We start from the raw sequence: 13,014 nt of genomic DNA, 5'->3' as shown, positions 1-13,014 counted from the left end.
AGGATGCATACCCGCGACGAAATCTTCAATACGCTGCGCGGCGCGCTGGTCGAACTGTTCGAGATCGAACCGGAACGCATCACGCCCGAGGCGAACCTGTACACGGATCTGGAGATCGACAGCATCGACGCCATCGACCTCATCGACCACGTACGCCGCCAGACTGGCCGCAAGCTCGACGCCAATGACTTCCGCACGGTGCGCACCGTCGAAGACGTGGTGCAAGCCATGTGCCAGAAGCAGGATCCCGCCGCATGAAACGCGGCGTGGCGGCAGCCCTGGCCGTGGCCGGCATCGCCTATCCCTTCGCCGTCCATGCGGCGCTGGGACGGGTGAGCGCCGCGTGGCTGGCCCTGCCGCTGGCGCTGCTGTGGCTGGCCCGCGGCCTGACCGCGGATGCCGCCCGGCCGGGCGCGCGCCTGCTGCCCGCCGTGGCGGTGGCGTTCTGCCTGATCCTGGCCATCTCGAATTCGCAAGCCTCGCTGCGCTGGTATCCCGTACTGGTCAACGGCATGATGCTGGCGATCTTCGGCGCCAGCCTGCAACGCGGGCGCCCCGTGATCGAACAATTGGCCCGGCTGCGCCACCCCGACCTGCCGCCCGAGGGCGTGCGCTACACCCGCAACGTCACCCGCGTGTGGTGCGCCTTCTTTGTCCTGAACGGCAGCGTGGCCGCGGCGCTGGCGGCCTGGGGGCCCTGGAGCTGGTGGACCGCCTACAACGGCGCCGTGAGCTATGTGCTCATGGGCTTGCTGATGGCGGGCGAATGGCTGCTGCGCCCGGCGGCCGCCAAGGCGGCGTAAAGCATGGCCTGGACCGATCTCGCGCAGTTGCTGCTGCCCGTCCCGCCCGACCTGGCCGGCGCCCTGGTCGCCGATGAGCCGCCCCTGACGCGCGAGGCATTCGCGCGCGCCAGCCTGCAGGCCGCCGGCGCCTTGCAGGCGCGGTCGCTGCGGCGCGTCGCGCTCTGGTTCGAAGACGCGGCCCAGATGGCCATCGCGCTATTCGCCTGCTGGCGCGCCGGCGTGGTCGCCATCCTGCCGGGCGACGCCCAGGCGCAGACCTGCGCCACGCTCGACGCCACGGTGGACGCCTGGCTGAGCGACGCAGAACTGCCGCTGCCGGCGCAACGGCTATGCCGCCTGGCCGACCTGCAAGACGGCGCGCCGCTGGCGCCCGCCGCGCTGGACCCGGCGCTGACGCTGGTGCTGTGCACCTCCGGCTCCAGCGGCACGCCCAAGCATATCGCCAAGCACTGGCGGCAATTGATGGAAGAAGTCCGTGCGCTGCAGCAGCAATGGCCCGATGCGCACGGTCCCGTGCTGGGCAGCGTATCGGCGCAGCACATGTACGGCCTGCCCTTCAGAGTGCTGTGGCCGTTGTGCGCAGGACGCCAGCTGGACCGGCTGCAACGTCTCTATCCCGAAGAGCTGCAGCAGGCCAGCCTGCGCCATCCAGCCTGCACCTGGATCGCCAGCCCCGCGCTGCTGCGCCGCCTGGGGCAACGGCTGGACTGGGCCCGGCTGCGCGGCCGGCTGACCCGCATCCACTCCTCCGGCGGCGAACTGCCCGCCGAGGCCTCCGACCATATCGCGCAGCATCTGGGCCTGCGCCCCAGCGAGATCTACGGCAGCTCCGAAACCGGGGCCGTCGCCTGGCGCGAAGGCAACAGCTCCTGGCGGCCGCTGCCTGGCGTGGCCGTGGATCTCAACGACGAAGGCGCGCTGCGCGTGCAATCGCCCTGGGTCAACCCGGCCGAGGCGCAGACCGCCGATGGCGCGGAACTCGCCGATGGCGGCTTCCGCCTGCTTGGGCGCCTCGACCGCATCGTGAAGATCGAGGAAAAACGCATTTCCCTGCCCATGCTGGAGCAAGCGCTGACGCGCCATCCCTATGTGGCGGAGGCGCGCCTGGGCGCACTGGCCGGCGCCGCGCGCCTGGCGGCCCTGGTGGCCCTGTCGGCCGGCGGCCTGCATGCCTTGCGCAACCAGGGCCGCAAGGCGGTGGTGGACGCCTTGCGCGCGCACCTGAGCGCAGGCTTCGAATCGCTGGCCATCCCGCGCACTTGGCGCTTCTTTGCACAGCTGCCCGCCAACGCCCAGGGCAAGCTGCCGCGCAGCGTATTCGAGGCGGCAGCCGGCCCCAGGCCGCTCGCGCCCGTAGCGGTGGCGCTGCCGCCCCCGGCGGACCACGAACGCCGCTACACGCTGGAAATCCCCTGCGACCTGGCCCATTTCAGCGGCCATTTCCCCACCGCCCCCGTGGTGCCCGGGGTTGTCCAGATCGGCTGGGCCATGTCACTGGCGCAACGCGACCTCCATCCCGAGTTGCGCTTCGCGGGCATGGAAGCCCTGAAATTCCAACGGCTGCTGCGCCCGGGCGACGTGGCGGTGCTGGCGCTGAAATGGGACGCCTCGAAGCAGAAGCTGTATTTCGCCTTCACGCTCAACGACGCGCCCTGCTCTTCCGGCCGCATTCTGCAGGCGGGCAGCCATGACCCCGCATAAGCTGTGCGCGCTCATTCCCGTGTACAACCACGGCGCCACGGTAACCGCGGTGCACGCGCAACTCGCCGCGCAGGGCCTGCCCTGCGTGCTGGTGGACGACGGCTCCGCGCCGGCTTGCGCGGCCACGCTGGATGCGCTGGCGGCCCAACCGCATACGCATCTGCTGCGGCGCGCGGTCAACGGCGGCAAGGGCGCGGCGGTGCAGGACGGACTGCGCGCGGCGGCCGCGCTGGGCTATACCCATGTCTTGCAGGTGGACGCCGACGGCCAGCACGCCCTGGCGGACGCGGCCGCCTTCGCGGCAGCCTCCCGCGCCCAGCCCCGCGCCCTCATCTGCGGCGCGCCGGTCTATGGCGACGACGTGCCGCGCAGCCGCCTCTACGGCCGATGGCTGACGCGCGTGTGGGTCTGGATCAATACGCTTTCGCTCGACATCCCCGACGCCATGTGCGGCTTTCGCGTCTACCCGCTGGCCCGGGTGCTGCCGGTGATCGACGGCGCACAAGTGGGCCGGCGCATGGACTTCGACATCGCCGTCCTGGTGCGACTGCATTGGCGCGGCGTGGCGATGGTGTGGCTGCCGACGCGCGTGGCCTATCCGGAAGGCGGCATCTCGCACTTCAAGGGCCTGCGCGACAACCTGCTGATCAGCCGCATGCATGCGCGCCTCTTCTTTGGCATGCTGGCGCGCTCGCCGGCCCTGCTGTGGCGGCGGCTTGCGGGAGGCCCGCAGCCATGAGCGCCGCCGACCAGCATTGGGCCGGCCAGCCCGAACGCGGCAGCGCCGCGCTGATGCGCCTGACCGCCTGGGCGGCACGCACTTTGGGACGCAGACTGGTCGCGCCCGTGGTCTGGATGGTCGTGCTGTATTTCTATGTCTCCGGCGGCCGCGCCCGGCGCTCGATCGCGGCCTACCAGCGCCGGCTGGCGCAATCCGGGGAGCTGGCCGAGCCGCTGCCGCGCCGCATGCCCGTCTATCGCCAGTACCTCGCGTTCGCCAACGCCATCCTGGACAAGCTGGACGTCTGGCAGGGCAAGATCACCATGGCCAACCTGGACATCTCCGACCCCGACGGCCTGCACGCGCAGATGGGCAGGAACCGCGGCCAGATCCTGGTCGGCTCGCACCTGGGCAACATCGAGGTCTGCCGCGCGCTGGCGGAACAAAGCGGCACCTTGCATCTCAACGTGCTGGTCCATGACAAGCACGCGGCCCATTTCAGCCGCCTGCTGCATGACGCAGGCGGCGGGCTGCGCATGATCCAGGTCAGCGAGCTGGATGCTCCCGCCATGCTGGATCTGGCACAGCGCCTGGACCGCGGCGAATGGCTGGCCATTGCCGGCGACCGCGTGCCGCTGCAAGGCGACCGCTGCACGCCCGTTGATTTCCTGGGCGCCACCGCCCTGCTCCCGCAAGGCCCCTGGCTGCTGGCCGGGCTGCTGCGCTGCCCGGTCAATCTGCTGTTCTGCACGCGCCACGGCGCGCGCTACCGCGTGGCGATGGAACGCCTGTCCGACGGCATCGAATGGACGCGCGCCACGCGCCAGGCCCGGATCGCCGAAGTGGCCCAGCGCTATGCCTGCCGGCTTGCCGCGCACTGCCGCCAGGCGCCGCTGCAATGGTTCAACTTTTATCCCTTCTGGAAAGACGATGCGTAAACGAGGCGCCATCGGCGCTGAAGTCGAAATCCGCGTGCCCTTCTTCGACGTCGATTCGCTCCACGTCGTCTGGCACGGCCACTATGTGAAGTACCTGGAACAGGCCCGCTGCGAACTGCTGGACCAGTTGGGACACAACTACGACGCCATGCGCGCCAGCGGCTACGCCTGGCCGGTGATCGACCTGCATCTGCGCTATGCGCAACCCGCGCAGTTCGGCCAGCGCCTGCGGGTGCGCGCCGAACTGGTGGAATGGGAACACCGCCTGAAGATCAACTATCTGATCCTGGACGCCGCCAGCGGCCAGCGCCTGACGCGCGCCACCTCCGAACAGGTGGCGGTCTGCATCCAGACCCGCGAAATGCAGCTGGCCTCGCCCGCCGCGCTGGTCGACGCCGTGAAGCGCAAGCTGCAATCGATGGAGACGCCCGCATGAAGCGCTGCCTGGTTTTCGCGCGCCGCCTGTGCGCCCTGCTGGCCCTGGCGCTGCTGCCCTTTGCCGCCCGGGCCTTCGACCTGGCCGATCTGCAGCGGCAGTTGAGCGCCACGCCCGTGGTGCGCGGCCACTTCGTGCAGCAGAAGTTCCTGCGCTCGCTGCCGCAACCGCTGACCAGCCGCGGCGACTTCACGCTGGCGGCGGGCAAGGGCCTGCTATGGCTGCTGCGCACGCCGATCGCACAGGACTTGCGCATCAACGCCAACGGCATCTTCCGGCGCGACGAAGCCGGCAAATGGCAGGCCCTGCCGCAGCATTCCGGCGCCGGCCGCGAGAACCGGCTGTTCCTGTCGGTGCTGGCGGGGGACACCGCCGGCCTGCGCGAGAACTTCGACCTGACGCTCACCGGCCAGGCGGACGCATGGCAACTGCTGTTGACGCCGCGCTCGGTCCTGCTGCGCCAGATCTTCGACAACATCCAGATCAACGGCGGCGCGCTGGTAGACCGCATCGAACTGCGCGAGACGCAGGGCGACCGCAGCGTGCTGCAGATGAAGGATGCGCAAGCCGCGCAGGTCCTGAGCGCCGAGGAGCAACGTGCGTTCGCCGATTGAGCGCTGGCTGCCGCGGCTGTTCAAGCTGGGGCTGCTGCTGATCCTCTGCGCCGGCGCGTGGCAAAGCCGCCACGGCTGGCCGGTGTCGGCCAACCTGATGGAACTGGTGCCGCAAGCCGGCGCCGACGCCACGCGCCAGCTGGCCGAGGCCCGCATCCAGGAGCCCTTGTCGCGCCAGCTCATCGCGCTGGTCGCCGCGACTTCCGGCGCGGACTCCGCCACGCCCGCGCGCCTGCTGGCGCAGCGTTGGACGGACAGCGGCCTGTACTCCTCCGTGCAGGTGGAACTGCAGGTCGACGTGGCCGCGCTGCGCGCGCAATTGCTATCGGGCCGCTTGGCCATGCTGCCCGCAGCGGACCGGCGCCAGCTTGAGACCGACCCCGCCGCCTACGCCCAGCGCCGCGCGCGCGAACTGTCGGACCCGTTTTCGTCCTCCGGACTGGTGCCGGTGGACCAGGACTGGCTGGGCCTCACGCGCCGCGCCGAGCAGGCGCTGCGCCCCGGCGGCGCCGTGCAGTACGACATGGGCACAGGCACCCTGCAGGCCGAGCACGGCGGCAGGCGTTGGGTGCTGGTGCGCGCCGAAACCCGCGGCGACGCCTTCGACGCCGCTGCCCCCCAGCAGATCGCCGCTCAACTCGAACTGGACCGCCAGGCCCTGAGCGCGGCCGGCGCCGAACTGCTGGTAGCGGGCGGCCCCTTGTACGCGGCCGCGGGCCGGGCGCAAGCGGTCGCAGAGAGCAGCTGGATCGGCACCGTGGCCACCATCGGCATCGTGCTGGTCCTGCTTTTGGCGCTGCGGCGCGTGCGCGCGCTGCTGGCCTTCGTGCCGGTCGCCGTCGGACTGTTGACGGGCGCGGTGGCCTGCGTGGCCGTGTTCGGCTCCATCCACGTCCTGACCCTGGTGATCGGCGCCAGCCTGATCGGCGTCGCGGTGGATTTCCCCATGCACTGGCTGGGCAAGAGCTACGGCATGGCCGACTGGCAGGCCTGGCCCGCGCTGCGGCGCGTCCTGCCCGGGCTCACCATCAGCTTGGCCGCCAGCCTGGTCGGCTACGTCGCGCTGGCGTTCACCCCGTTTCCGGCGCTGACGCAGACCGCGGTGTTCTCGGCCGCCGGCCTGTTGGGCGCGTACGCCTGCACCGTGTGCCAGTTGCCGGCCTGGATGGACGGCTGGCGGCCCCGCCCCTGGCAGCCGCTGCTGCGCTTTGCCGAGGCCGCGCTGCGCGCGCGCGCACGTGTGGCCGGACGCCGCGCCATGCTCTGGCTGGGCGCCCTGGCCTTGTTCGCCGCCACCGCCGGCGGCATCGGCCGGCTGAGCATCCAGGACGATCTGCGGCAGTGGCTGAGCCTGCCCGCGCCCTTGCTGCAACAGGCCCGCCAGATCGGCGAAATCACCGGTTTCATGCCGACCAGCCAATTCTTCCTGGTGCGCGCGCCCGATGCCGACGAACTGCTGCGCAGGCAGGCGCTGGTGTCGCAGGCGCTGGATGCCCTGGTTGCACGCGGCGATCTCGCTGCCTACAACGCCTTGAGCCAGCTGGTCTCGCCAGCCGCCGGGCAACAGGCGCTGGGTTCGAAGCTGGCCGCGCTGGCCGCGCAACCGGAAGTCTGGAAGCCGGTCACCGACCTCGGCATCCCCTACGAAGCCTTGCGCCAGGAGCTCCAGTCCATGGCCGCACTGCCGCCGCAGACAATCGACGAAGCGCTGCAAGGTCCGCTGGCGGAACGCTGGCGACCGCTGTGGCTGGGCATGCGCGATGGGCAAGCCGCTGGCATGGTGACATTGCTGGGCCTGCGCGACGCGTCCGCGCTGGAGGCCATCGCCCGCGCCGCGCCGGACGTCACGCTGGTGGACCGCAGCGGCGAATTGAACCGCATGTTCGCGGCGACGCGGGTCGAAGCCGCCGAACTCAAGCTGTTGTCCTACGTGGTCGCGGCCGCCCTGCTGCTGCTGACCCTGGGACGCGCCGCCGCCTGGCGCATCCTGGCCGTCCCGCTGGCGGCCACCGCATGCAGCCTGGCCGCGCTGGGCTACCTGGGCCAGCCGCTCACCCTGTTCAGCCTGTTCGGCCTGTTGCTGGTTTCCGCCATCGGCGTGGACTACGCCATCTTCATGTACGAGCGAGTCGCGGGCGCGGCCGCCAGCCTGGTCGGCATCCTGCTGGGCGCCGCCACCACCTTGCTGTCCTTCGGCCTGCTCGCCATCAGCCAGACCCCCGCCATCGCCAATTTCGGACTGGCGGTGGCCCTGGGCGTGGCCTTCTCGCTGCTCTGGGCGCCCTGGATCAACCCGCCGCGCGAGACCGCGCCGCATCCTGCTTTCAATAACTAAATGGACATACCTGGCATGGAACATCGGGAAGTTGTAGTCATCGGCGCAGGCCCCGCGGGCGCGGTCGCCGCCGCCCTGTTGAAACGACAAGGACATGATGTCCTGATGCTGGAACGCCAGCAGTTCCCGCGCTTTTCCATCGGCGAAAGCCTGCTGGCCCATTGCCTGGAATTCGTGGAAGAAGCAGGCATGCTGCCGGCGGTGCAAGCCGCCGGCTTCCAGGTCAAGAACGGCGCGGCCTTCGCCTGCGGCGACCGCTACACGCACTTCGATTTCCGCGACAAGTTCAGCGCCGGCCCCGGCACCACGTTCCAGGTGCAGCGCGCGCACTTCGACAAAGTGCTGGCGGACGATGCCGCCCGCCAAGGCGTGGAGGTGCGCTACTTGCAGGAAGTGACGGCAGCCGATTTCGGCGGCGACGGCCCCTTGCTGGACGTGCGCCGCGCCGACGGCACACCCTATCAGGTGAAGAGCCGGTTCGTCCTCGACGCCAGCGGCTACGGCCGCGTGCTGGCGCGCCTGCTGGACCTGGAGCGCCCCTCGTCGATGCCGCCACGCAAGGCCATCTTTACCCATATCGAAGACCGCATCGACGATCCCGGCTTCGACCGCGAGAAGATCCTGATCAGCGTGCACCCGGAAGAACGCGGCATCTGGTACTGGCTGATCCCCTTCTCCAATGGCCGCTGCTCGTTCGGCGTCGTCGGCGGCGAGAACCTCTTCGGCGGCCCCGGCCAGGACCTGATGGCCACGCTGCGCGAGATGGCCGATGCCGCGCCCAACCTCAAGCGCGTCTTGCAGAACGCGGTCTGGGATACGCCCGCCAATACCATTGGCGGCTATTCGGCCAGCGTGCGGCAACTGCACGGCCCCGGCTACGCGCTGCTGGGCAACGCGGCGGAATTTCTGGACCCGGTCTTTTCCTCCGGCGTCACCATCGCCCTGCGCTCGTCCAAGCTGGCGGCCGACGCCTTGCATCGGCAACTGAGCGGCGACCAGGTCGACTGGCAGGCCGACTTCGCCGATCCGCTGATGGTGGGCGTGGAAACCTTCCGCGCCTATGTCCAGGGCTGGTACAGCGGCGAATTCCAGGACGTGGTCTTCTACGAGAACGCGCAGCCCGAGATCCGCCGCATGATCAGTTCCATCCTGGCGGGCTATGCCTGGGACCAGAACAACCCCTTCGTCGCCAACCCGCAACGCCGCCTGCGCATGCTGAGCGAGCTTTGCCGCGGCGCCGAAACGCAGCCGCTGCCCGCCTGATCCCGACCATGGCCGCCGCCCGCAGCTTCCTCCTCTCCGCCGCGCGCGCCTTGGCCGCGGCCGCGGCGCTCGCCCTGCTGGCGGGCTGCGCGGGCGCGCCGCCCGTGCCGGCGCGCGACGCGGACTTTTCGCTACCGCGGCAGTTGCACGTGGTGCAGTCCGCCGCCGGCCAGCCCGCCCTGGACACGCTGCTGGTGGTGCAGCGCGAAGGCGCCGCCTTGCGCTGGTCGCTGTTCGACCCCATGGGCGTACCGCAGGCGCGGCAGATGCTGGAACACGGGCAATGGCGCAATGACGGCTTCCTGCGGCCCAACGCCCAGGCGCGCGATCTGTTCGCCGCCCTGATCTTCGCGTGGACGCCCGAAGCGGAGCTGGACGCGGCCTACGGCGCCGGCCACTGGCGCGCCAGCCGGCAGGACGGCGGCGCGGCCCAACGCGAGCTGCTGGAAGGCGGCCGCTCGCGCTGGAGCGTGCGCTGGCCGCAAGCCGCGCAAGCCGGCACATTCACCATCACCACCTCCGACAGGGTCACCTGGCGGATCTCGCCCTTGAAGGAGCAGCCATGAACAGCTGGTTGGGTACGCCCGGCGTGGTGTGCGCGCTGGGCGCCGGCATCGACGCCGTGGCCCGCGCCGCATTCGCCGGCGACACTTCGGGCATGCGCCCGCAATCGGACTGGGTTCATGGCCGCACGCTGATGCTGGGCGGCCATGCGGGCGCGCTGCCGCCCATCCCCGAGACGCTGCCCGCCCATCATCGCAGCCGCAACAATCAATTGCTGCTGGCCGCCGCGCTCCAGATCGAACCGCAATTGCGCGGCGCCGTGGCCCGCCATGGCGCCGCCCGCGTCGCCGTGGTGCTGGGCACCAGCACCTCCGGCGTCAATGACAACGCGCCCGCCTTCCGCCAACTGGCGGCGCAGGGCGCGTGGCCGGACAGCTACGACTACCGCCGCCAGGCCCTGTCGTCGCCCGCCGCGTTCTTCGCGGATTGGCTGGGCATCGCCGGACCGGCCTACACGCTATCCACGGCCTGCACCTCCAGCGCCCGCGCCCTGCTGTCAGCGCGCCGGCTATTGGCCTCGGGCCTGTGCGACGCGGTGGTCTGCGGCGGCGCCGATACCTTGTGCCGCCTGACCATCAACGGCTTCGCCACGCTGGAAGCCATCGACGACACGCTGTGCCTGCCGTTCTCGGCCAACCGCCGCGGCATCAATATCGGCGAAGCCGGCGTCCTGTTCCTGATGGAGCGCGAACCCGCCGACGACTGCTCGGTGGCGCTGCTGGGCGGCGGCGCCAGCTCCGACGCCTGGCACATGTCCGCACCCGAGCCCAGCGGCGCCGGCGCGCGGGCAGCCATGCAGGCCGCCCTGCAATCCGCCGGCGTGGACGCGGGCAACATAGGCTGGGTCAATCTACACGGGACCGGCACCACGCACAACGACGCCATGGAAAGCCAGGCCATGCATGCCGTCTTTCCGCAGGGCGTGCCCTGCGCCTCGACCAAGGCGCTCACCGGCCACGCGCTGGGCGCGGCCGGCGCGCTGGAAGCGGCATTGGCCTGGGCCACCCTGTCCGCCGGCAATGCCGGCGGCCTGCTGATGCCCCACGTCTGGGACGGCCAGGCCGATCCGGCGCTGCCGGCGCTGGATTTCAGCACCGCGCAACACCGCTACGCGCAAGGCCGGCCGCGCCTGGCCATGAGCAATTCCTTCGCCTTCGGCGGCAACAACGCCAGCCTGGTCCTGGGAGCGCAGCCATGACGTCCTGGCCCGTCTCCAGCCTGCTGCCGCACGCCGGCGACATGATCCTGATCGACGAGGTCTGCAGCCATGACGCCGACAGCCTCACCGCGCACGCCGTAATCAAACCCGGCCCCTACTCGCTGCCCGACGGCTCGCTGCCGCCATGGCTCGGCATAGAGCTGATGGCGCAAGCCGTGGGCGCCTGGGCCGGCTGCCAGGCGCGCCAGGCCGGAGAGCCCGTCAAACTGGGCTTTCTGCTCGGCACGCGGCGCTACGAATGCCATGCCGACGCGCTGCCCGCCGGCGCCCGCCTGACCATCCACGCGCGCCGCGGGCTGGTCGACGCCAGCGGCATGAGCGTCTTCGAATGCGAACTGCGCGACAACGCGCGCCTGCTGGCCGAGGCCAGGCTGAACGTCTATCAGCCCAAGGACCCCACCGCTTTTATCCAGGAAGAATCACCCGAATGAGCGCTGCCCCCATCCTCGTAACCGGCTCGAGCCGCGGCATCGGCCGCGCCATCGCGCTGGCCCTGGCCGACGCCGGCCACGACCTGGTGCTGCACTGCCGCCAGCAACTCGACCAGGCGCACGCCGTACAGGCCGAAGTCCAGGCGCGCGGACGCCAGGCGCGCGTGCTGCAATTCGACGTGGCCGACCGCCAGCAATGCGCTGCCGCGCTGCAGGCCGACATCGACGCGCACGGCGCCTATTACGGCGTGGTGCTGAACGCCGGCCTGACCCGCGACGGCGCGTTTCCCGCTCTGACCGGCGATGACTGGGACCAGGTGCTGCGCACCAACCTGGACGGCTTCTACAACGTGCTCAGCCCGCTCGCCATGCCCATGATCCGCCGCCGCGCAGCCGGCCGCGTGGTCTGCATGGCGTCCGTGTCCGGCCTGGTGGGCAACCGCGGCCAGGTCAACTACAGCGCGTCCAAGGCCGGCCTGATCGGCGCCGCCAAGGCCCTGGCGGTGGAACTGGCCAAGCGCCAGATCACCGTCAACTGCGTGGCGCCGGGGCTGATCGACACCGACATGATCGACGAGCACGTGCCGGTCGAGGAAATCCTGAAGGCCGTGCCGGCGCAACGCATGGGGCGCCCCGAGGAAGTGGCCGCCGCCGTCGTGTTCCTGATGTCTCCTGGCGCCGCCTACATCACGCGCCAGGTCATCGCCGTCAACGGAGGGCTGTGCTGATGAAGCGCGTCGTCATCACCGGCATGGCCGGCATCAGCGCGCTCGGCAACGACTGGGCCAGCGTGCAGCAGGCGTTCCAGGCGGGCCGCAGCGCGATCCGCGTCATGCCCGACTGGTCGCGCTACGCCGAACTCAATACCCGCCTGGCAGGCCCCATCGACGCCTTCCGGACGCCCGCGCACTGGACCCGCAAGCAGCTGCGCAGCATGGGCCGGGTTTCCCAGCTGGCGGTGCGGGCGGCCGAGCTGGCGCTGGATGACGCGGCGCTGCTGGGCGATCCGCGCATCGCCGACGGCCGCATGGGCGTGGCCTGCGGCTCCTCGGTGGGCAGCACGGCGGAAATCCGCGCCTTCGGCAACATGCTGCTCAATGGGGTGACGGACGACCTGAACGCCAACTCCTATGTCCGCATGATGCCCCACACGACCGCGGCCAACGTCGGCATCTTCTTCGAACTGAAGGGCCGCATCATTCCGACGTCCAGCGCCTGCACCTCGGGCAGCCAGGGCATAGGCTATGCCTACGAGGCCATCCGCTACGGCCGCCAGGAGCTGATGCTGGCGGGCGGCGCGGAAGAGCTCTGCGCCAGCGAAGCCCTGGTGTTCGACGCGCTCTATGCGACCAGCCAGAAGAACGACACGCCCGAGCTCACGCCCCGCCCCTACGACCGCGACCGCGACGGCCTGGTGATCGGCGAAGGCGGCGGCATGCTGGTGCTGGAATCGCTGGACCATGCGCTGGCGCGCGGCGCGCGCATCCACGCGGAAATCGTCGGCTTCGGCAGCAATTCGGACGGCACCCACATCACGCGGCCCGAGGCCAGCACCATGCGCATCGCCATGGAAATGGCGCTGGCCGACGCCAGCCTGCCGCCCGAGGCCATCGGCTACGTCAACGGCCACGGCACCGCGACCGAACAGGGCGACATCGCCGAAACCCAGGCCACCCACGGCCTGTTCGGCAGCCGCATGCCGATCAGCTCGCAAAAGAGCTATTTGGGCCACACCCTGGGCGCCTGCGGCGTGCTGGAGTCCTGGTTCAGCATCGAAATGCTCAATCGCGACTGGTATGCGCCCACGCTCAACCTGCGCAACGTCGACCCGCGCTGCGGCGAACTCGACTACCTGACCGAAGGCCGCGGCATGAGTAACGAATATGTCATGAACAACAACTTCGCCTTCGGCGGCATCAACACGTCGTTGATTTTCCGCCGCTGGCGCTGATGTCCGCATCAGCCGCGTTATCCCCTCAAATGAAT

The 13,014-nt window shown here is 70.3% G+C and carries 14 protein-coding genes; all 14 read left to right on the top strand.

Annotation, left to right across the window (positions count from 1 at the left end; genetic code table 11):
• The first annotated feature begins 3 nt into the window (after positions 1–3).
• From AXYL_RS11715 to AXYL_RS11650, 14 genes are read left to right on the top strand one after another with little or no spacing between them, the layout of a single operon-like run.
• The gene (locus AXYL_RS11715) at positions 4–258 is read left to right on the top strand and encodes an acyl carrier protein (RefSeq protein WP_013392999.1); all 255 of its coding nucleotides are present in this window, start codon (positions 4–6) and stop codon (positions 256–258) included.
• On the top strand, positions 255–803 hold the full coding sequence (locus AXYL_RS11710; protein ID WP_013392998.1) for a membrane protein: 549 nt from the start codon (positions 255–257) through the stop codon (positions 801–803). The genes AXYL_RS11715 and AXYL_RS11710 overlap by 4 nt, the downstream gene beginning before the upstream one ends.
• Positions 804–806: 3 nt before the next feature.
• Complete coding sequence (locus AXYL_RS11705) at positions 807–2,507, top strand: AMP-binding protein (RefSeq protein ID WP_013392997.1); 1,701 nt, start codon at positions 807–809, stop codon at positions 2,505–2,507.
• A complete protein-coding gene (locus AXYL_RS11700) occupies positions 2,494–3,246 on the top strand; it encodes a glycosyltransferase family 2 protein (protein ID WP_013392996.1) in 753 nt (250 codons plus the stop codon). Before AXYL_RS11705 ends, AXYL_RS11700 begins: the two co-directional genes overlap by 14 nt.
• A complete protein-coding gene (locus AXYL_RS11695; RefSeq protein ID WP_013392995.1) occupies positions 3,243–4,166 on the top strand; it encodes a glycosyl transferase in 924 nt (307 codons plus the stop codon). Before AXYL_RS11700 ends, AXYL_RS11695 begins: the two co-directional genes overlap by 4 nt.
• The gene (locus AXYL_RS11690; RefSeq protein WP_013392994.1) at positions 4,159–4,602 is read left to right on the top strand and encodes an acyl-CoA thioesterase; all 444 of its coding nucleotides are present in this window, start codon (positions 4,159–4,161) and stop codon (positions 4,600–4,602) included. The genes AXYL_RS11695 and AXYL_RS11690 overlap by 8 nt, the downstream gene beginning before the upstream one ends.
• A complete protein-coding gene (locus AXYL_RS11685; RefSeq protein WP_013392993.1) occupies positions 4,599–5,216 on the top strand; it encodes an outer membrane lipoprotein carrier protein LolA in 618 nt (205 codons plus the stop codon). Before AXYL_RS11690 ends, AXYL_RS11685 begins: the two co-directional genes overlap by 4 nt.
• The gene (locus AXYL_RS11680; protein ID WP_013392992.1) at positions 5,200–7,551 is read left to right on the top strand and encodes an MMPL family transporter; all 2,352 of its coding nucleotides are present in this window, start codon (positions 5,200–5,202) and stop codon (positions 7,549–7,551) included. The genes AXYL_RS11685 and AXYL_RS11680 overlap by 17 nt, the downstream gene beginning before the upstream one ends.
• 15 nt (positions 7,552–7,566) lie before the next feature.
• The gene (locus AXYL_RS11675; RefSeq protein WP_085947859.1) at positions 7,567–8,814 is read left to right on the top strand and encodes an NAD(P)/FAD-dependent oxidoreductase; all 1,248 of its coding nucleotides are present in this window, start codon (positions 7,567–7,569) and stop codon (positions 8,812–8,814) included.
• Positions 8,815–8,822: 8 nt separating this feature from the next.
• On the top strand, positions 8,823–9,380 hold the full coding sequence (locus AXYL_RS11670; RefSeq protein ID WP_013392990.1) for a DUF3261 domain-containing protein: 558 nt from the start codon (positions 8,823–8,825) through the stop codon (positions 9,378–9,380).
• Positions 9,377–10,576 carry a beta-ketoacyl-ACP synthase gene (locus AXYL_RS11665; protein WP_013392989.1) on the top strand — a complete coding sequence of 400 codons (1,200 nt, stop codon included), beginning with the start codon at positions 9,377–9,379 and terminating at the stop codon, positions 10,574–10,576. The genes AXYL_RS11670 and AXYL_RS11665 overlap by 4 nt, the downstream gene beginning before the upstream one ends.
• Complete coding sequence (locus tag AXYL_RS11660; RefSeq protein WP_013392988.1) at positions 10,573–11,028, top strand: hotdog family protein; 456 nt, start codon at positions 10,573–10,575, stop codon at positions 11,026–11,028. Before AXYL_RS11665 ends, AXYL_RS11660 begins: the two co-directional genes overlap by 4 nt.
• Positions 11,025–11,756 carry a 3-oxoacyl-ACP reductase FabG gene (fabG, locus tag AXYL_RS11655; RefSeq protein WP_013392987.1) on the top strand — a complete coding sequence of 244 codons (732 nt, stop codon included), beginning with the start codon at positions 11,025–11,027 and terminating at the stop codon, positions 11,754–11,756. The genes AXYL_RS11660 and fabG overlap by 4 nt, the downstream gene beginning before the upstream one ends.
• Entirely contained in the window at positions 11,756–12,979 is a 1,224-nt protein-coding gene (locus tag AXYL_RS11650; protein WP_013392986.1) for a beta-ketoacyl-ACP synthase, read from the top strand. The genes fabG and AXYL_RS11650 overlap by 1 nt, the downstream gene beginning before the upstream one ends.
• The last annotated feature ends 35 nt before the right edge of the window (positions 12,980–13,014 follow it).

Source organism: Achromobacter xylosoxidans A8, assembly GCF_000165835.1.
GTDB classification, from domain to species: domain Bacteria; phylum Pseudomonadota; class Gammaproteobacteria; order Burkholderiales; family Burkholderiaceae_B; genus Achromobacter; species Achromobacter xylosoxidans_B.
Note: the sequence above shows the minus strand (reverse complement) of the source record. Positions and strands in the feature narration are given on the sequence as shown.